The organism is Candidatus Neomarinimicrobiota bacterium (genome assembly GCA_041154365.1).
In the GTDB taxonomy this organism is placed as follows: Bacteria; Fidelibacterota; Fidelibacteria; order Fidelibacterales; family Fidelibacteraceae; genus Fidelibacter; species Fidelibacter multiformis.
Window position 1 is genome coordinate 943335 of the sequence record AP035449.1, and the last position, 21107, is coordinate 964441.

At 42.1% G+C, this 21107-nt stretch carries 18 protein-coding genes; 15 read left to right on the forward strand and 3 right to left on the reverse strand.

All coding sequences use genetic code 11. The features are described from left to right. Positions 1-42: 42 nt before the first annotated feature. The 3 genes from strainIA91_RS04130 (at position 43) to strainIA91_RS04140 (ending at position 4424) form a co-directional block, all read left to right on the forward strand. Complete coding sequence (locus strainIA91_RS04130; protein ID WP_400167865.1) at positions 43-3138, forward strand: T9SS type A sorting domain-containing protein; 3096 nt, start codon at positions 43-45, stop codon at positions 3136-3138. Positions 3139-3167: 29 nt separating this feature from the next. Next, positions 3168-3620: a hypothetical protein gene (locus tag strainIA91_RS04135; RefSeq protein ID WP_400167866.1), complete on the forward strand. Its 453-nt coding sequence runs from the start codon at positions 3168-3170 to the stop codon at positions 3618-3620. Between the two features lie 81 nt (positions 3621-3701). Next, complete coding sequence (locus strainIA91_RS04140; protein ID WP_400167867.1) at positions 3702-4424, forward strand: T9SS type A sorting domain-containing protein; 723 nt, start codon at positions 3702-3704, stop codon at positions 4422-4424. 414 nt (positions 4425-4838) lie between these two features. Here the strand turns inward: strainIA91_RS04140 and strainIA91_RS04145 are convergent, their stop codons facing one another. Further along, entirely contained in the window at positions 4839-5375 is a 537-nt protein-coding gene (locus strainIA91_RS04145) for a tetratricopeptide repeat protein (protein ID WP_400167869.1), read from the reverse strand. 81 nt (positions 5376-5456) lie between these two features. Between strainIA91_RS04145 and strainIA91_RS04150 the strand changes: the two genes are divergently transcribed. Then, on the forward strand, positions 5457-6692 hold the full coding sequence (locus tag strainIA91_RS04150; RefSeq protein WP_400167870.1) for an IS256 family transposase: 1236 nt from the start codon (positions 5457-5459) through the stop codon (positions 6690-6692). Here strainIA91_RS04150 and strainIA91_RS04155 read toward each other — a convergent pair. After that, a complete protein-coding gene (locus strainIA91_RS04155) occupies positions 6689-6889 on the reverse strand; it encodes a hypothetical protein (protein WP_400167871.1) in 201 nt (66 codons plus the stop codon). The genes strainIA91_RS04150 and strainIA91_RS04155 overlap by 4 nt on opposite strands. 106 nt (positions 6890-6995) lie before the next feature. Next, positions 6996-8306, reverse strand: a complete 1311-nt coding sequence (locus strainIA91_RS04160; protein WP_400167872.1) for a hypothetical protein — start codon at positions 8304-8306, stop codon at positions 6996-6998. Between the two features lie 269 nt (positions 8307-8575). Here strainIA91_RS04160 and strainIA91_RS04165 point away from each other — a divergent pair, with 269 nt between their 5' ends. From strainIA91_RS04165 to strainIA91_RS04215, 11 genes are all read left to right on the forward strand, one after another. After that, complete coding sequence (locus strainIA91_RS04165) at positions 8576-10261, forward strand: T9SS type A sorting domain-containing protein (protein WP_400167873.1); 1686 nt, start codon at positions 8576-8578, stop codon at positions 10259-10261. A gap of 303 nt (positions 10262-10564) precedes the next feature. Beyond that, positions 10565-10717, forward strand: coding sequence for a hypothetical protein (locus strainIA91_RS04170; RefSeq protein ID WP_400167874.1), 153 nt, complete (start codon positions 10565-10567; stop codon positions 10715-10717). Continuing rightward, the gene (locus strainIA91_RS04175) at positions 10714-10896 is read left to right on the forward strand and encodes a helix-turn-helix domain-containing protein (RefSeq protein ID WP_400167875.1); all 183 of its coding nucleotides are present in this window, start codon (positions 10714-10716) and stop codon (positions 10894-10896) included. The genes strainIA91_RS04170 and strainIA91_RS04175 overlap by 4 nt, the downstream gene beginning before the upstream one ends. 9 nt (positions 10897-10905) lie before the next feature. After that, on the forward strand, positions 10906-11973 hold the full coding sequence (locus strainIA91_RS04180; RefSeq protein WP_400167876.1) for a tyrosine-type recombinase/integrase: 1068 nt from the start codon (positions 10906-10908) through the stop codon (positions 11971-11973). 300 nt (positions 11974-12273) lie between these two features. Beyond that, complete coding sequence (locus strainIA91_RS04185; protein WP_400167877.1) at positions 12274-12528, forward strand: GIY-YIG nuclease family protein; 255 nt, start codon at positions 12274-12276, stop codon at positions 12526-12528. A gap of 489 nt (positions 12529-13017) precedes the next feature. Continuing rightward, the gene (locus strainIA91_RS04190) at positions 13018-13206 is read left to right on the forward strand and encodes a hypothetical protein (RefSeq protein ID WP_400167878.1); all 189 of its coding nucleotides are present in this window, start codon (positions 13018-13020) and stop codon (positions 13204-13206) included. Positions 13207-13283: 77 nt separating this feature from the next. Then, positions 13284-14426, forward strand: coding sequence for a type IX secretion system membrane protein PorP/SprF (locus tag strainIA91_RS04195; RefSeq protein ID WP_400167879.1), 1143 nt, complete (start codon positions 13284-13286; stop codon positions 14424-14426). A gap of 148 nt (positions 14427-14574) precedes the next feature. After that, positions 14575-14955 (forward strand): hypothetical protein, encoded by a 381-nt coding sequence (locus strainIA91_RS04200; protein ID WP_400167880.1) that lies wholly within the window; start codon positions 14575-14577, stop codon positions 14953-14955. 26 nt (positions 14956-14981) lie between these two features. Further along, on the forward strand, positions 14982-15950 hold the full coding sequence (locus strainIA91_RS04205; protein WP_400167881.1) for a hypothetical protein: 969 nt from the start codon (positions 14982-14984) through the stop codon (positions 15948-15950). 22 nt (positions 15951-15972) lie between these two features. Continuing rightward, positions 15973-16962, forward strand: coding sequence for a hypothetical protein (locus tag strainIA91_RS04210; protein ID WP_400167882.1), 990 nt, complete (start codon positions 15973-15975; stop codon positions 16960-16962). Positions 16963-17068: 106 nt separating this feature from the next. Next, positions 17069-20965, forward strand: coding sequence for a GLUG motif-containing protein (locus strainIA91_RS04215; protein ID WP_400167883.1), 3897 nt, complete (start codon positions 17069-17071; stop codon positions 20963-20965). Positions 20966-21107 lie beyond the last annotated feature (142 nt).

Sequence of the window (21107 nt, forward strand, 5' to 3'; positions counted from 1 at the left end):
TTAAGTGTTAAACTATTTTAGAGAATGAAAATGAGGTCTGTTATGAATAGGCAAAGAAATATCCTGTTTTTAGTTGTTATGTCCGTTTTTCTATGGATATCCGGGACGCATGGAGCCGTGCCCCTGGACCGGGCGGAGCATATTGTGACTGAAAATCAGGATTTTACTGTGGATTATGGTCAGTTTGACGGAAACCGGATCTGCACGTGGACCAGCAATGTAGGGGACTGGGTTTCGTATCGGGCCACATCGTATCCCGGTATGGAATGGCCGAAAGGTACCGGAATATCGAATGTGTTCCAGTCCGGACTCTTTCTGGTAAGCGGACAGACAAAGGAAAAGGATTCCCTTGCATTCCGCGAGGATATCCGGACGGCGGTAGTGGGGTTCTTTTCACAGTATCAGCCCGGACAGATTCTCTATTTCGATACCTTAAACCAGGTTGTGGTGCCTGTGAGTCACTATCCTCAGGAACACTGCATCTGGAAAGCGGGAGATCCGGCAGATCCGTCTTACAGGTTGTATAAAATCAACCGGCAGGACAGCCTGTCTGCTGATTACCTGAACTGGCCGTCGGAACAGGGTGCCCCGGTGGATGAATCGGGGAAACCACTCTTTTCAGGTGATCAGATGGTATGGAGTGTCTGCAATGATATGGATACGAGCCTTCATACGTCCACTTTGGGTGGAGCCCCCATGGGCGTTGAGATACAGACGACATTATACGGATTTGACCGGAGTGATATATTGGGAGATGTACTTTTTGTCCGGAGCCTTGTCATCAACAAGTCGGATAACCACTATAAAGAGATGTATGCCGGTATCTGGACGGATCCTGATATGGGTGATGCATTAGATGATCTTGCCGGTGTGGATACAAGTCAAGTGATGGGATATTGTTATAACGCATATCCCGAGGACAGAGGATATGGTTTAACGCCTCCGGCTATAGGATTTACATTTCTTCAAAGGCCTCAGGTGCAAAGCCCGGGAGATACGGCGAGCTGGTCCGGGAAACTCCGACCGGGCTGGAGAGAAGTGGATTTGTCCGGATTTATCGTTCTAAAAGGATCACCAACTCTTGACCAGGATCCTCATAGTACGGAAGAGGCATATCATGTCGTCCGGGGCTTGAAAAAAGGGGGAGGATCATGGATTGATCCGACGACGGGTGAACCGACCCGTTTTCATTACACCGGTGATCCGGTCACGGGAGAGGGATGGCTGAATATTATGGAAGTTCCCCCGGGGGACCGCCGATTCCTGTTCAGTGCAGGTCCTTTTGAAATGGCACCCTGTGATACCCAGGAGATTGTGACGGCCATCATCGTTGCCCAGGGACGTAACCATATCCGTTCCGTAGCGGCCCTGCGTTTTGCTAAAGAATATGTCCAGACCCTGTTTGATACTCAGTTTGATTTTAGCTCCTTGTCCCTTGCCGGTGATTACTACATTCCCCAGGGAGAACATGAACAGGGATTCGGGGACCTGGCTGCAGCCATCAGCGCTGTGAACGGGACGGGTTTGTCTGCTCCGGTAAGACTACTGATTGACGGGTCCTTATTGACTGACGAAATCTATCCCATTCATCTTGAACGCCCTGATCTGACAGAATTCACATCTCTGACTATCATGCCTGTTCCGGAAACATCTCCTGAAATACTCCTCATGGGCGAGGCAGGATTTGATATTCAGAACACTTCATGGGTAACCCTTGACGGATTCGGAGGTGACAGTTCCGCCATGACTTTCAGGCTGCAGGATGAAACGGGCGCTGCGGTGATCCGTATTGTGGATGACTGCAAAAATATTACCATCCGAAACCTGAGTGTCCAATATGAATCTGCAGCATCCACATCCCGGGGAATTCTCATAGACAGAAACAGTACATCCCCTGTATCTCCTCAAAAGATCATGTTGGAAAAGAACACCATCGGAACGGAAGAAAAGACATTTACCGATGCCATTGCTATTTGGGGAAATGACCTGAGTCTGCCGGTCGACAGTGTGTGTGTAAGAGATAACCTGATCTATGCCGGAAGACGGGGAATCACTACCTACTACATAAAAGATAACGAATACACGGGCAATACGATACATGTCACCGGTCAGCATGTCAACAACACATGGCATGGAGGGATTTATGTGTGCGGTGGCGTAGGGACTATTCATGTGCACGGCAATAAAATCTCTGGTCTTGCCGTAAACGGGACAGGGTATGCCGGTGGAATTTTACTCAATGCCAGTGTAAATGAAGTGAACGTCTATAACAATTTCATAGCGGCCAATCTGACGAATGCCGGCATGAATACAACAAACAATGTCTATGGCATTGTGATCAATAATCCTTCTGCCGGAAATCCGGTAAATATCATGCATAATACCATTTACTTGCCGGAAACAGAGCTCACCGGCCGTCATGCCGGTCTGGGCTGGGAACGGGATACACAAGAGGCCACAACGGTGAATTTTGTCAACAATATCGTTGTCAATGAACAGAATCTGGAAAATTCTTATGGAATTTACTGGCCCTGGACTTCAGGACTGGATTGGAGTGACTACAACAATATTTATGTATCCGGATCCAATGCCATTACCGGTTACTGGGGTTCTGCGGTGCATAAAACACTTACAGACTGGCAATCTGCCACGAATAAGGATGAACACTCGGTGGCTGTCCCGGTGGAATTTGTATCCATAACGGATCTGCATATCACCGGGTCTTCGGATGGGGATGTGAACCTGGCAGGCATCCCGGTTGAGTGGATTTCGGAAGACATTGACGGAAATCCCCGGGAAACAGATCATCCCTATAAAGGTGCCCATGAAGGCAGCACCCTTGTTATCAGCCATATTGAAGAGAATTTACTGCCTGAGAGCTATAAGCTGGGCCAAAATTACCCCAATCCCTTTAATCCAGTGACAACCATTCCTCTGGCCATGCCGAAATCCGGTGAAGTACATCTGGTGCTATATGACCTTACCGGCCGACTGGTTCAGGATATTTACAAGGGATATCTGAATGCAGGTTATCATACGTTTACTTTTACTGTGGGAACTTTATCCAGTGGTGTGTATATCTGCCGGGTGAATGTGAATGATTTTACGGCAGCAAAGAAGATGACAATCGTTAAGTGAGCTAAATTGGATTATTGAGGATTATAGATATGATAAGAAAAATCACAGTATCCACGTTATTGATTATTATTCTTTGTGTAAGATTATTTTGTGATGATGAAAAAGCAACTAAAGAAATTGAGATATTCTTATGTACCTCTTATGACAATAGTCCTGAATTAAATTATTCATTGACTAATGATTTTTATGTAGATGCTGTAGGTTCTGTATGGGGTTTTAATAATTATCCCGATTCGTTTATGATTATTGATAGAAATAAAACTGGACATTTATATAACGTGCCCCATAGACCGTTAGATTATGTTATCAATCATAACATAGAATATCAAGTCGGTTGGGATCTTGGTGAGAATGAAATTAACAATAGCATTTATGCGAATCTTAGTGCTGGAATATATAAAATCAGTTGTTCTTTAGATAATCAAAATTATCCATATATAGATAGTATTTATATTTGTCTTGATTTAAGAGAATCCCGGTAACCTTGGACGGGTGAATTTTATGAATATAATGATTTCTATTTGTATTATGATAATGGAATATATTATTATAAATTGATAGGAGTGAACAATCCTTGTATTCAGATACCAAATCAAAGTACAATTACCCTTAGCGAAATCTTCAATATAACAAATGGAAATAATGATTATTCAAAATTTCAGCCAACCACACCCACTAATCTTAGTATTTATTATTATCAGGGCAATCCCAAATTAGTCTGGGATTTGTCTGAGCCATCTGAAGCAGCAATATATGATGTTTATCGAAGAAAAGGAATCAACGGTACTTTTTCGTGTATAGCTTCAGGACTGTCAACAAATGAATATATAGATTATAATATTTCTTATCCAAGTTATTTAAATCCTTCCAGTTATTATTATTACAAGATTAGAGCACGGTCTGGGGATGGACTATTATCTTCACCTGATTATTCAAATACAGTAAGTATAAAAGGATCCGAACCAATCATCATAGAAAAAGGCAGTAGTGAAACATCTGAAGATTGTATGTCAAATGCTCCGGAATCATTTGATATAAAATCAATTTATCCCAACCCGTTTAATCCCGTGACACATATAACCTTCGGTCTCCCGGCAGAATCCAGCGTAATTCTCACCGTTTACACAGTAACCGGAAACTTTGTGACCAACCTGGTTCATGATCGGTTTTCCGCCGGTTACCATACGGTGACCTGGGACGGTTCCGAATACAGCTCAGGAATCTATCTTGTCAGACTTGTCGCTGGTGATGTTGTGAAGACACAAAAGATGGTGTTGATGAAATAAGTTGGCAGTCGACAGTCAACAGTCGAAAGTCCCCGAACGTTATTCTGGCTTACCGGGGCAGGCTTATATCGAAAGTCGGAAAACAGTAACGAGGTACGGGTATCGAGGTGCGAGAAGAGACGCAAGATTTCATGGTGTGGTTTAGGTTAATTGAGGAAATTCTCGTTACTCGGCCCTCGCTACTCGCTACTTATACCAGCAGTCAGCATAAAATAACTCAGGGGCGGCATCACAACCGTCCTTTTTATTATCCTTAACCTGTCATTAAAACTCATTGTATTTCGAATATTTCTATCGATACATCCATACTCAATAAGGCTTGTAATGTAGGTCTCCCGCTGAAGACTCTTACTCTGTAAAAGAGTTTTAATGTGTGCCTGTTGCCTGTCTATAATAATTATTGTTGTCAATCAATTATTCTTCCAGGAGCAAATTCATATATTGCAAGGCATTTTGTTTTATCGTCATCACATCATCCGAGATGATTTTAGGTTCCGACTCAATGATAAACCGGAGCTCACTGATTGCTTTAGACAGGTACCCGGTTTTGTGATAGAGTTCGGCTAATAACAGATGGGGATACAGAAGCTGGGGAAACATTTCCGTAACGGTAATCAGGTGATCTTCAGCCCGTGTGTAATTTTCAGTCTGCATATAGCTTTGCCCCAGGACCAGATACATGTTCTTATCATTAAAATTATCCCTTGATCCTTCAATGTAATCAATCGCCTTGAGCGTTTCTCCCGTATAAGCATACGCGGCACCCAGATGAAAACGTAATTCTCCTTTGTCAGGGAGATATAATATTGCTTTTTCATAATAATCAATGCCTTCCTGCCAGCGATGGTTGAGAACGGCAACCTGTCCTTTTTTCCAGTAAACATAACCCGTACCGGTCCAAATGACATGACCGAGTGTCCACACAATCAGGAAAATCCCGGTCAATCTCATGATAGCGCGGATTCTCTTTCGGTAGTGTAATTTTCTTTCTGTAAAAAGGCTCAAAGTTTTTCAAATTCAGGTAACAAACAAATGAAAGGAAAAACAATGAGCCTGGAAAAAAGTACGATGATTGAAGATGTAATGAAACTCTTAATTGAATACGGACCGGAAAAATTTCGGGAAAGCCTGGAGCTGCTTTATAATCAGGCAATGCAGATAGAACGAAGTGAGGTTCTCCGTGCCCATCCTTATGAGCGGACAGAAGCACGGCGGGGACACGCCAACGGATTTAAGCCCAAACGCTTCAACAGCAGTGTTGGAACGCTGGAATTACAGATTCCCCAGGTCCGGGGCGATGTGAGTTTTTATCCCGGGAGTCTTGAGCGGGGCACCCGGAGTGAGAAGGCATTGAAGTGTGCCCTGGCGGAAATGTATATCCAGGGGGTGTCCACCCGGAAAGTCCGGGAGATTACCGAAGCCTTGTGCGGCCTCAGTGTGAGTTCAAGTCAGGTAAGCCGTGTGACCCGGGAATTAGATGAATCGCTGAGCGCCTTCAGAGACCGTGAGTTGGACGATCCGTATCCGTATGTCTATCTGGATGCCCGGTATGAGAAAACGCGTTACAACGGCCGTGTGATCGATAGTGCGGTTTTGATTGCCATTGGGGTCAATAAGCGAACAGGCCTGCGTGAAGTGTTGGGCATCAGCACGGAACTGTCTGAAGCGGAAGTACACTGGCGCCATTTTCTGGAGCACTTACAAAAACGTGGATTAAAGGGTGTGGATCTGTTTATCAGCGATGATCATTCGGGTTTAAAAGCAGCCCGTTTGGCGGTTTACTCCCATATCCCGTGGCAGCGGTGTCAATTTCACTTTCAGCAAAATGCCCAGGCTTACGCCCCGGCCAAAAACATGAGAAAAGAGCTGGCAGACGCGGTAAAAGCTATTTTTAATACAGACAGCAAAGAAGAGGCCTGTACTAAAACAGAGACCGTCTGTAAAACCTATGCAGACAAAGCACCGGCGTTCTGTGACTGGCTTCAGGATCACATCGACGAAGCCCTGACAGTGTATGACTTCCCCAAATCTCATCGCAGAAGAATCAGGACCAGCAACGGGTTGGAACGCCTCAATCAGGAGATTAAACGGCGAACTCGTGTCGCACGCCTTTTTCCCAATCAGGAATCGTGTCTGAGACTGATTACCGCCATACTTGTTGAACAACATGAAACGTGGATCTCAGGACGAATATACTTAAACTTTGATATAGATGAATGCGAGGCGAAAAACAATGCTATGCCTTTTTACAGAAAAAACGTTGCTTAATCAAAAAAATCATTAACAGAATTTACTGTTATAGTTGTATTCGCAACAAATGTAGAATTATCACCTGCAATACTCCAATCAACTGTAGGATAGGTTTGCAGTCCCATTAAATTTGAACCAATAATAAACCAAATGAAAATAAATACTCTTTTCATTATAACCTCCATTTTGCCTGAATAGTTAGTTAAATCACCCATATCAAATCCTCATCCAAGACTGGTATATGGGCTTGTGCATTGCCTTGTAGACTTCGCCAAAAGTGATAAACAAGACAATTTACTTTGATGCGTTCCATTCCTCTTTTTAATGATTTCTTCTGCCAATGAAGATATTCTTCGATCGAAGTGCAGCTACAATCAACTCGTCTTTCACTGCTCCATCACCCAAGTCAATAACAGATGGAAAGCCCGGATTAATATGCTTAAATGTCATCCCATTATAATGGGCTATTTCACCTGCCGTAGTGAAAAAATATATATCATTTACTGCATTTGCCCTGATCGCATGGACTGGCTTTAAATCGTTCAGGATCGTCGTTTCTATTAGAATCAATTTTGTCGTATTTGAAGCAATATGCCAGTGGACAAAGGCCGTCCGGACAGTGATAAATAAAACATGCTCCTGAAGAACATCCAATGAATAAAACAAGCCTGCATCTCCTAAAGTCCAGTCTCCGTTGGGCAGGGATGAATGCCGTTTTATGCTTACCTGTTTATCTCTGATTTCAAGCAAGTAACTATTTTGATCCCAATAACTCCAGGCTGTTGCAACTGTTAATTCATCATTCCCATCAATATCCTGAATATCTACATCAATCCCGCTCTCCACCCGGCGGAACCGGCTCCCGTCGTAGTGGACCAGTGACCCGTTGTTTCCCGCAAACCATACGTTATCCGATGACGAGCCCCAGATGGAGTTTCCTGCACAGATGCCATATCCTAATCCCATATTTTCTAGATGATACAAAGTCCATTCATTTCCATCCCAATGTATAGGTGCGCAGTAATCTGTAACCCAGATATCATCTTCTGCAAAATACCAGATACTGTATAAATCAAGAGTATTGCTGTAAATACCTATAAATTCCCATTCCGAACCATTCCATCGAGCGGCATTATATTCACCATCCGGGGTATTTATGTTTCCCACAACCCAGATATTGTTTTCATCCACAATGGCCACATCATTGAGATAAGACCCGGCATCTCCCAGGGTTTCCACGGTCCATGTAAAATCATGGCTTGTGGTATCCAGCGTGGTGACAGCGATGGGATCGGAACGGTCTTTGTCCCGGCCGTCTTTCATATAGCTTATGTGATAAGTATAATCCGCCGCCGGCAAAAGTCCCGTATCCCGGATATAACCGCTTTGTCCGCTGAGTGTTTCCGTCACTACCAGACTGTCATCCCGGTAGAGTCCGCACGTCCAGGTCTCCGGCACCCCGGAAGCCGTCACCCGGAATGTGGCCTCCACACAGACCACATCCACTGCTTCAAGCGTCAGTCCGTAATCATCCGGCTCCGGGTTAAAGCAGGCGGTGATGAGGAAGGGGAGAAGAAACAGCAACAATGCCGAATATCTGTTCCCTGATGTAAAATGTGTGAGATTAGGCATGAAATGTCCCTGTATACGGTTACATGCTGCAATTTAGATGAGAATGGGGTGGGAAGCAATGGGGAGAATGAAGAATTAAGAATGATGAATGATGAATGATGAATGATGAATTGAATGTCTGAATGATGAATTGGGTTTGGTTAATAATGTGTTCAATTAGTCTCGGATCTCGCTATTTAATCAAATGAATGTCCATATCCAACCTCTTGGAAATAATTGTAATCTTTTCTTTTATATCTGCTGAGTTTATATTAGTTATTGAGGATATCATGAAATCATTATTCCGATATATGCTTTTCGTTTGTTTATTTGTATCATTTATTTTCGGACAAAATGCACCAGAACCCTGTCTTAGGTTTAAGGTCTTTTTAGAGCATGGACCGGATGGTGGACCTCTTTTAACCAGTCCGGTAATGATGGATATGAACAGAGACGGATATAAAGAGATCATCATGAATGCTCACAATAAAGTCTTCATTGTGAATAAAGACGGGTTTTCCCTTCCCGGCTGGCCACAGGAGACGACCTATCGAATCCAGCAAAATGCCTCAATTGCAGATATTGACGGGGATGACACATTGGATGTGGTGGTCCGGGACCGGGGCTGGGGGACATCGGATCATTTTCTGTATGCCTGGAATCATCGGGGTGAATTGTTCCCGGGCTTTCCCGTTGAAGCGCCGCTGACAACCAATCAGCCCAAAACCCCCACATTGTTCGATTTTAACGGAGACGGGACGGCAGATATCCTTTTTAATAAAGAAAATGAACTGGTGATTATTGATCACACCGGAACGCCTCTTCCCGGCTGGCCGGTGCGTTTAAAAAACCGCCCCCGTCATTATCAGCTTGCGTCATTGACCGGGAATGATTCAATACAGATTCTGGTGCAGATCAATTCCTGTGACAGCCTGTATATCCTTAATCCGGACGGGACCTTTTTTATGGAACCTGTTCATTTGCATATTGAAGACCACTTTTTGTCTATATTCTCAGCAGCCGATGTGGACCGGGACGGAATTGCGGAGATCTTTGCCGGCATGTATAAGCTGGGGATTTTTCCGCCGGAAGAATATGCCGTGGCTCTGTTTTCACCCTTTCATGGGATTCTCCCGGGTTGGCCTCAGTATTTCTCCACGGAATATATTTCCCAACCCTGCAGTTGGGCTGATTTGACGGGGGATGGTCAATTGGAAATCATCTGGGCGGATTATACGGGTCATCTATATACTTATTTATCAGATGGAACACCCCTGCCGGGATTTCCGGTTAAACCCACAGGCAGCAGAGAATCCGGAGTTGATCCTGTCATTGGAGATATAGACGGAGATGTGGATTTGGAAATATTCGTTGATAACAATCTGGCATTTAATGACAGTTCTCATTACCACGTTTACCATCATACCGGAGAAGAAGTCAGCTGGTCCCCCTTGGTAACTCCTGCAATAACCGGTTTTAAATGTCCGGCCCTGGGGGATATTGACAAAGATGGCTCTGTTGAAATGGCATTGTGCATTGAAGATCCCTATGACTGGAATGTCTATTTATGGGTTTTTACCATCCCGTCGGTACCTTTTGTCCCGGAACGCTTTCCCTGGCCAATGCACGCCCATGACCCGCAACATACCTTTTGGTATGATTTTCAGGAAAATTCGTACAATTCTGTAACAAAACCCGCGATTCACCATGCAGAGAAATTCAGACTCTTTGCGAATTATCCCAATCCCTTTAATCCGGCAACAACCATCCGATATTCACTTCCGGAAGCAAGCCATGTTACGCTGAATATCTATGACATCACCGGCCGGCTGGTGGAACAACTTGTCAATCAGCACATTCCTGCCGGATATCACACCGTCACCTGGGATGCATCCTCTTACAGCTCAGGTGTGTATATCGCACGATTAAAAGCCGGAAGTTCTATTAAGACACAAAAGATGGTATTGATGAAATAAGTCGGCAGTCGACAGTCAACAGTCGACAGTCGATAGTCCCCGAACGTCATTCTGGCTTATTGGGACAGGTTTCAGGCAGCATAAAATAACCCAGGGGCGGTATCACAACCGCCTTTTTTAATACCCTCTCATTTAAAATAACCCAATAACCTCCCGGCAACCCCCGCCTTTTCCCACATATAGGAATATTTAATCCAAACCCTTTGCCCCTGATACCCCTTTCAGGGGCTTTTTTGTATCCCCCCGTTTTTCATCCCCTTTACCCAAAAATGTCCAAAAACCCATGACATAACTAGAGTAAGCATGGGTGAATACCGCAACTGCTCCCAGCAAACCCGGAAAAGGGAAGATGTGAACGTGGGTGAGCCCGGAGAACTGAAAACGGAAGGCAATGACATGCAAACTATGACAATCTGCATGGCAGACCTTTCACAATCAACACAAGGAAATGGATGATGAACGTACCGACCAAAATCTACACCCCTGAAGAGCTTTCTGAGCTGCTGCATCTGCACTATCAATCAATTCTCGCAGAGATTCATCGGGGAAATCTTCAAGCCTACAAGCTGAAAGGAAAATACCGGATCTCTGAAGATCAGCTACTTGAATACTTAAAAAAGAACCTTGCAAACTAGGAGGAAATTATGAGCAGAATATATAAGCAAAAGAAATCCCGTTATTATTTCTACGATACTGTTATTGATGGAATCAGGATTCGTAGATCCACTCATCAGACGAATAAAAAGCTTGCTGACGAAGTCCGTTTGAAATGGGACCAGGATATTGTGAAGTATGGAATTTCACAATTCCAGAGAGGGATTACACCTGAATCAAAGTTGAGGGGTGTCTGTGAAGACTATTTAAACAGGATTGAACCCATATGTCCTTCTTCAGACAGATTCAATCAGACCAAGAGAACTGTAAACAGATTCATTGAATTCTGTGCAGCTAATAGCATTCTCACGCCAATGGATATAACAAAGCAAATAATTGAAGCCTTTATCAGACATCTTTCAGTTGAAGATAAATTAGCTTCAAAAACAGTCAGAAACATTATTCAGATCATTTCACAGATGTTCAATGACTGGGTTGGTATGGATATTATGCAGAAGAATCCCTGCTTGTATGTGAAGCTGCCAAAGCAAAGACAAGTCCGTGAGAACCGAGTCCTTACTGCTGAAGATATAAATATTATCCTGAATGACTCGAGTATTTGGAGACCATACTATTTGGTACTATTGGAAACTGGCTTACGCGCGGGTGATGCTGCTTGTATTTTCTACGAAGATTTTGATCTTCGGAACAAGCTCCTGAGCGTAAGAATCAGGAAAATCGGGAAAGTTTATAACCTGTCTGTCAGTGATCGTCTCATCGAAGAACTTGATCTTGCACCTGGAAAAAGTGGCCCTGTTTTCCCAAAGCTATATAATACAGATCCACAAAAAGTGAATGATCGAACAGCTATACCTCGCAAGTACCTTCAGAAAATACTTCGTGAAAACAACCGACCACATGCAACACTTCATAGCTTCCGGCATACATTCAACCACCTTCTATCTCTCAGCGGGGTGTCCATGAGTGATCGACAAATTCTATTGGCTCACTCTTCAACAAATACTACCAAAATCTATTCGCATCCTGATCAGAATCTTCAGAAATCAATAATAAATGCACTTTCTCAAACCATCAGGGAGCTTGAAAACACCACTTAAGTGTCCCCTGGATGTCTATGGCATACATATGGCATACATAGCAATATTCAACATGAGATGTTTTTATAACATCCTGTTAACCAGTAGGTTATGAGAGTGTATCAATGAGTTCCTGAATTCTCATAACCCAAAGGTCGGAGGTTCGAGTCCTCCCTCCGCTACAGAAGAAGGGGCAAGAGATTGCCCCTTTTATATTTGTGTGAAGATATATGAAAAACCTAATAATAGAGAGACTTGTTGAGCCGGAGGTTCAGTTAATATAAGTTACTTACTAAGAATATTGTTTTTCCCAGGAGCATCATGTATACTGTTTACTGCTTATATTCTCAAAAGCATGATAAAATATATATTGGATATACATCAAATTTGATTCAAAGATTTCATTCTCATAATACACTAGGTAAAAAAGGATGGACCGTAAAATATCGGCCTTGGGATGTTTTATATACTGAAGTTTACTGGAGTAAAACAGCGGCTATGAAACGTGAAAAGAAATTAAAGACATATAGTGGTAGATTATTTATGAGGGAAATAATTCTCAAATATTTTGAGTAGCTCGTTGGGATCATATCCGCCCACCAAGATGGGCGGACGGAGGTTCGAGTCCTCCCTCCGCTACAGAACAATCACGCTAAGCCTCTGATAATCAGGGGCTTTCGTGTATCTGGACCTTTCTTTTCAATTCCCCGATTTAACCCCGATTTCGATGAAATACGACGGAATACGACCTGTTTCGACAAAAACTGTCCTACATACGTCTTACTAAAATGTGCAAAAAAGCCAGATATAGTCGCACATATCGGGAATGGGAGAGTCAAAAACAGGGGTGTTTTGGCATACTTTACTCTGAAAACGCTCTGGCCATGGACGACTTCGCAGAGAGACTGCTGCACGGAGACATCACATCCGCTTATGATATCTGCATGGACACTTTCGGCCTGGAGCCGGATTATCTGGAGGATATGATTGAGGGGATGATCTGACATGTAGAAGGTCCGGACCTTTCTTTAAGACACGATTTAAACAGCAAAAGGAGATATAATCATGAAACACGTGACACTTCACTGGACGGAAATACGCTATTGTGAATTCCCCGACGATGCACCGGTTCACGATGAAAATGCTTTACTTGAATGGACCCACCAGCACCCGGATGCACAGGGCGACCTGGAATATTTTACCGTCAAAGCAGAAACGGATGGGTGGGGGATAGCGGGGATGGATTTCCAGTGAATATAATCCTTGCTAAAAAGAGATAAATTGATTAATTATTTTGTGTGTAGAGATAATAAATATAGAGATGTCATAATATGAGAAAGTCTGTATTATTATTCATCCTTTTGCTATTCGCAGTATCTTTGTCTGCCCAAAGCCTTGCGACTAAAGTTTTCGGCATAAACATACCCCAGGGTTTTGTTCTTGAATCGATCAGCAGCAAAGGCTTTCAGAGTTCAGGAATCAATCATCCGGCAAATATGAATAGTATGAATCCGGCAGCATTATATGCGTTTGAATCCTTATCTGCGGGATTCTCCTATCAGTGGGATTATTATAAGATGCCAAACTGGTATGCAAATATTGAACATAGAAGAATTCACAATGTATATCCTCAATCGGTAGGATTGGTCATGCCATTTAACAATGTCCGGCTGGGTTTGGGTTTCAGTCAGCGATATAATTCAGAGGTTGATTATGGGATGATAATAGGTACAATGGTAGATCCGGATGTGCCGGATGGTTATATAGAAACGGGTGTTATAAATCCCATTAAAAATGTCCGGGTCTTTTCCTATGCCGGAAACCTTTCGTATGCCATCAAACCTTTTGCCTCTCGCAAAAACACAATCAGCGTCGGATTTCAAGGCAATTACAATACTTTGTATATTAATCATACGATGTATTCCGATGATAAAACGATTTATCAGAAAACAGAAAACAGTACCGATAACATTGGCTGGAAAGCAGGCATTCTGTATGACAGAGCAGGAAGAATCCAGATTGGGTTATTCTATGAAAAGAATTCCTTCTTTGATGACGAGTATATTATTGACGAACTGGTTGGAGAAATCCACGAAAAAGTCCCCGATAAGATGATTTTTGGGCTTACCTGTTCTTTGAATCAAAATATCTCATTATCAACAGAAATTGCAAAAGTATATCGTTCCAATAAAGAAGATCTGTATTTCTTATCCGATTCTTATGATATTAGTTTTGGAATATCCGGTGATGTTGGAGAGCGAATCACCTGTTCCCTGGGATTTTTATCAATGCCCTATCTTCATGAAAATATTCAAGATACGGACTTAAGACTTTATGGTCAGTATCTTTTAGGGGGAATTAACCTGCGTTTTGATCATTTTGATGTAGATTGTACAATCGTCACAAATACCATGCAGGCCGGGGAATGGCGTAAACAAATAACAGGTAAAATGATTCTGGGATATTATCTGTGATTGTCATTCCGACTGGTTTTTTCTCGTAATGCATGATGATGAGTCAATTAAAAAGAAGTATACACATTCTCTTGATTTTTAACCAAATCCGCCTTACAATCAAAAAGAACAAGAGTATAAAGAAATGATACATGTCAGGAAATATATCATGAATCGATGGCTGATTCTCCTCTTTTTGTCTCTTTTGTTTGCCACATCCTGCCTGGATGATGAAGAGGAATACACCTGGGTATCCATTGATGCGATTCAGTGTATGGGAAATCCGTGGGAGCAGGACTGGCTGGAAAAACATGACGACAATTATGACCTGTGGCATGACTTGAGTGAAACAGAAAAGATGGACGTTTTTAAGACGTATTATAAAGAACAGGGTGTGACGATCTATGATATGGAACGAACCTGGCCGTATGAAACGACGTGTGCTGCCTGTGCATGTAAACGGGGAGACCGGTTTTACTGTTACATTGAGGATTCGGATGTGGACCGTATGCTGGAGTGGGGGTTTGTTTTGGATTATCCGGAAGAGTAAAAGGTGTACCATTGAAGAAGAGATCTGTGAAACGTATCATCTTATTAACAAGTCTGTTATTACTGTTGGTGATATCCTGTGAAATAAATGAGGATTCTGCCGGGAATTTCTCCATTTATATGTTGAAAGATGACGGCTTATCCTATTGGGATATTAAAGATGTGGATATTGATGACCTGGAACTGAAAGACGATCCGTGGATTTCTTCTGATGACATCAAATTCTACGATTTTTCCACTCACAACATTTATCTGAATAAAAGTAAAAGTCGGTTTTTTGATGAACTTGCAGACAGCAGTCAATTATATATGTTCCACTTTTCATCAAAACCCTTTATCGTGAAAGCCGGTAATCAAAGAATCTATATCGGTTCATTTTTTAGTACAGTAAGTTCGATGTCTATAGGTAAAATGCCTACTATTTCGGATGGGTATGTGATTTTTTATTATCCGGATGATATAATACCCATAGAATTTAGATCTGAGCAGGATGATCCGAGACGTGATCCCCGGATACGTAATGCGTTAATCCAGGACAATATATATCATGGGGGATTATCAGTGGAGTTGCTTGATGTTCTAATCCTGGATAACAGTGATACTTCAACGATTCAATACACATTCAAACTTACCAACAGGGATTCGGATGATTTATATGTATTTGATCCGGACAAAACTGGGAGTTCTGTTTTTCACTATTATACATATGGTGTTGATTTCAGGGATGAATCCACCGGAACGTATCTTTCGTCACAATATAAAGTTAGTGAAAACGCCGAATGGTCAACGGACTGGTACAGAAGGCTTGACAAGGGCAAATCGATGACGCGAACGGTTACTTTGAAAGGATACCCTCAAATACCGCCAGGAAACTATAAATGTTACTTTTATTACAATACACCCATACGTATTGATAAAGATCATAGAACCATACATAACTCGCGAATCTGGCTTGGCAGGGTTTGGGATGAATACGATTATAATTACACGGAATAAATGATTAATAAGGTTTATAACCATGAAACATCTGTATAAAACAATCAGCATTCTACTCCTGTTATCGCTTTTCCTCACCACCTGCGATGACGATCCCACATCTCCGGATTATGATGACTTCATCCTGGGAGATACCGTTGTAATCCGGATTGGTGAGACCCTCTACGAAAGTGAAGAGGTGTGGGTCCGGCTGGATAGTATACCGGTGGATACGCGGGTTTATGATGAAAATGATCAAAGGCTTGACGGCACGGCAAAGGTCTGCTTTACGGTAAATAATTTTAGTAATAGAAACAGCTTTTGTTTGTACATCGATTCAATTCATCAGAGATTGATACCGAAATCCACCGATACATTGATATTTAATGATGCCGTCCAATTTTATATGATGGATGTCCAGCCCCATCCCCGTGCCGGAGAGCATATCCATTACAAAGATTACAATGTTCAATTTATTCTGTTTGAAGGCGCGATAGTCAGAAAACCCAACATCTACCTCTACCCGGAAGAAGAGTGCCGGCTTAGCGTGTCCCTGGGTTTTCCACAGGGCGGTGATGTCGTCATCTCCGATCCCCCGTATCCCCATGCCTGGCAGGATATTACCGTGACACCGGACGGTCGCATAAATAGCACTTATGATTATCTGTTCTATGAAGCATCGGTTCCCGATCTGTGGCAGCGTGAAAAGGGATGGGTGATCTCCCGTGAAGATTTGTCCGGATTCTTTTCCGAAAACCTGAACGCTTATGGATTTAGCGGCCGGGAGATTGATGACTTTCTGGAATACTGGATACCCCTGTTGAAAAGTTCACCCTATTACGCCATCTATCCCCAGCATACGGCTAATATTGATGATGTGATCACCCTGAACATCAGCAAAACGCCCGATTCCATCCTGCGTTTGTTCTATGTGATCAAAGAGGTACCGGAAGTAAAATCACTGCCCGAACCGGTAATTCCCGCATTTGAGCGAAAAGGGTTTACCGTGAGAGAGTGGGGGGTGATAAACTAGGGTTGCAATGTACTAAATCTTTATTGATCTATTAAATTCATTATTCTTGAAATATAAAATTAGGAATAAAATGATTAAAAGACTGTGCTTACTCATATTGTTATTCATGTCTGTAACGTTGTTCCCTCATACGGCTGTTCCACCTGCTACAGGTGATGGTTCTGAAGAAAACCCATATCATATCGCAACTTTGGAGAATTTAGATTGGTTAAGTCAAAATCCAGAAATCTGGGACAGACACTTTATTCAGACAGACACTATTCATGCATCATCGACTTCAGGCTGGAACGACAATAAAGGGTGGATGCCTATTGGTAATGATACAATTCCATTTACAGGCTCCTATGATGGAAAGGGATTCCTGATTGACAGCCTTTTTATTAATCGACAGATTATATATCAAGGATTATTTGGGTATGTAAATGGTGCTTTGATTCAAAACCTCGGTTTAGAAGATGTTTCTTATCAGGGGTATCATAAAATGGGTGGTTTCGTTGGATTATGCACCGGGCATTCGAGAATAGAAAATTGTTATTCAACGGGAACAATATCCGGTTCTGGTTTAGTTGGTGGAATTGTCGGTGATTTACAACAATCATATATTTTTCAATGTTGGAGCTCAGCTGATATTGATGGAACGGTAGAAATTGCCGGGATAGCCGGTAGTGTCGGGATTTATTCTGTTATTGAGCAATGTTATAGTACAGGAAATATATATGCTTCAACACAATCTGCGGGTGGTCTTGTTGGTAATATGCATAGAAACTCGTCTATAGCAAATTCTTATAGCCGATCCTCAGTGATCGCAAAGTCTTATAAAGCCGGGGGGCTGGTTGCAACGTCTGAATCTTCAATAATTTTGAATAGCTATAGCACAGGTTATGTGTCCCCTGTTACAATAAGCGGTGGATTGACTGCATGGGGTTTCGAGAGAGATATAATAAATTGTTTTTGGAATATTGAGACTTCCTGCATGAGTACCAGCAGTGCTGGAACGGGTATTACAACTGAAGAAATGAGAGATTTTCATACATTTATTGAAAATTGCTGGGATTTTACCGGATATGGTGTTGAAGGTATCTGGAATATAGGAAATGACAGAAATGACGGATTCCCCTATTTAACGTGGACGTATCCACAGGATCCCAATATCGATATCACAGTTTTACCGACGGTTAGGATCGACAGTATCACGAATATTACGGTTCACAACGCCATTGTTCATGCAATGATTCACAACAAAGGGAATCCGGTTGCGTATGAACATGGTATTTGCTGGAATACAACGGGTAATCCGACAATACATGATAATAAAACGGAAGAAGGAATCATTGCCAGTGCAGGTCCTTTCAGTTCAGTGATTGATAGTATTCATTTGAATGTTACCTATTATATCCGTGCATACGCTACGAGTGAATTCGGAACAGCGTATAGTCCGGAGGATACACTGCTCACATATACTAAGCCTGAAGGAGCGGGTACTGAAGAGAATCCATATCAAATTGGGTCTTGGGCTAACCTTCTTTGGATGACCTTAAATTCTTCTTATTACTTGGGACAATATTTTATACAGACGTCTGATATTGATGCTTCAGAATCAAAACTATTAGATAATGGAAAAGGGTGGATTCCTGTAGAGACTATTGATCATTGTTTCTATGATGGGAATGGTCACAAAATTGAAGGATTATATATAAAGAGGCCGGAAGAAAATAATATTGGACTCTTTGGAAATCCTCTACATTCAGAAATTATTAATCTTGGAATGACAAATGTAAATATTGTTGGTATGGATAGAGTCGGTTCTATTGCAGGGGATGTGCACGATTCTTATGTGTCCGGCTGTTACAGCACCGGAACGGTTAACGGCAAGCAATTTGTGGGCGGGTTAACCGGAAGTGCATCCACAATTTTTATAGACCCCTATGAATTATGGGCGTCAGTGATCAGGAATTCTTATAGCACTTGCGATGTAACGGGTAATAAAATCGTAGGTGGTTTAACGGGAATAAACAGGTTTTCACAAATAGATAGATGCTATAGCTCGGGTTCAGTGAGTGGAAATTTCTATACTGGTGGACTTGTTGGTTATAATTATTATGGAGAAACAGTTCATAGTTTTTGGGATAATAAGAATTCAGGACAAACGACAAGTGCTGGAGGTGTTGGAAAATCACCCTCAGAATTGAAAAAAATAGAAACCTTTGTCGTAGAATACTGGGATTTTAAAGAATTGGGCTTTGAGGGAATCTGGAATATTCAGAGTGAAAGAAATGATGGCTATCCTTACCTTGCATGGGAATACCCTGATGATGGTGGTCCCCAAAATGTTTTACCAACAGTTTTTACGTTGTCAGTCGACAGCATTCAATTTGATGGAGCATGTATACATTATAGCATACCTAATATCGGGAATCCGAGAGGAAATCAATATGGCGTATGCTGGAATACTACAGGAAAACCGACTATTCATGAATCCAAAATTGAAGAAGGTGAAGTGCCATATGCTGGTGAATTCTATAGTAAAATAGCGGGACAAAATATTAACACAAAAATTTATGTACGCCCCTATGTGACAAACGCTATAGGAACAACTTATGGTGATGAAATGACTTTTACAACCATTGCCGGGTCCGGAACAGAAGATGATCCCTATCAGATTCATACTTTGGAAAATTTAAGGTGGTTAATGAATTCTGATGATCACTGGGATAGACACTATATTCAGACCTCGAACATTGATGCCTCGGAAACAGCAAACTGGGATGGGGGCAAGGGGTGGTTTCCCATAGGTTATTTTCCCACCTATTTTACAGGGGTTTATGATGGGAATGGTTATTTTATTAACGAGTTATTTATTAACCGGCCGGAAGATGATTTTGAAGGCTTATTTGGGGGCATAAACAATGCGGTCATAAAGAATCTTAAGCTAATTAACGTGAACATAACTGGTCATGATCAGACCGGTGGACTGGTGGGAAGAAACATTCTTTCCAATATTCAAAACTGTAATACAACAGGTTTTGTAAATGGTAGGGGAAATTCTATAGGAGGACTCGTCGGTTATTCGCAAGAATCGGTAATTTCTAATAGTTTTAGTAAGTGTATTGTGAATGGAATAAAACGAGTGGGGGGTCTTCTTGGTCATATAAATATAAATACTATTGTGGAATATTCTTACAGTTCTGAGTTGGTTTTAGGTAAAGATTATGTGGGTGGATTTATTGGAAGAGCTAGCAATGGTTCGCAGATTTATGAATGTATGAGCTTTAGTCGTGTATCAGGAGATTCTCTAGTTGGCGGATTTATTGGAGAAATGAACAATTCATCTGTTCAGAACGGTTATTGCAGAGGGGATGTAAGTGGAAATAATATTGTTGGGGGATTTATTGGATTACACGGGGCTTCCTCACATTTATCCAAATGTCTGAGTACAGGACTTGTATCAGGGATTGAAACGGTTGGTGGATTGATCGGAAAAAGTGATAATTCCAATGTATCTGATAGTTTTTGGGATTGTACAACATCCAGGATCAACCTCAGTGCAGGAGGGTCAGGAAAAGGAACAAGATTATTAATGAAGATTGAAACGTATCAAGATGCTGGATGGAATTTTAAATCCCCCGATAGTACGGGAATATGGAATATGGGAAATAATAGAAATGACGGTTATCCCTATTTAAACTGGGAATATCCTGATGATCCCCCTTATGTTGGCATAGCTGATCCCATAATTCCAAAAGCATACAGCATTTCTACAAATTACCCCAATCCCTTCAATCCCACCACAACCATCCGATATTCACTTCCGGAAGCAAGCCATGTTACGCTGTATATCTATGACATCACCGGCCGGTTGGTGGAACAACTCGTCAATCAAAACACACCCGCCGGATATCACACCGTCACCTGGGATGCCTCGGGATACAGTTCGGGGATTTATTTCGCCCGGATGCAGGCGGGGGATTTTGTGAAAACACAGAAAATGGTGTTGATGAAATAAGTCGGCAGTCGGCAGTCGACAGTCGGCAGTCGAAAGTCAAAAGTCGAAAGTCAAAAAGTCGATTGACTCGATTGGTTTGATTGGATGATTGGATTGATTAGAGGATTGGTACGTCTCTGGATCAACATTCAAACGCCATTGG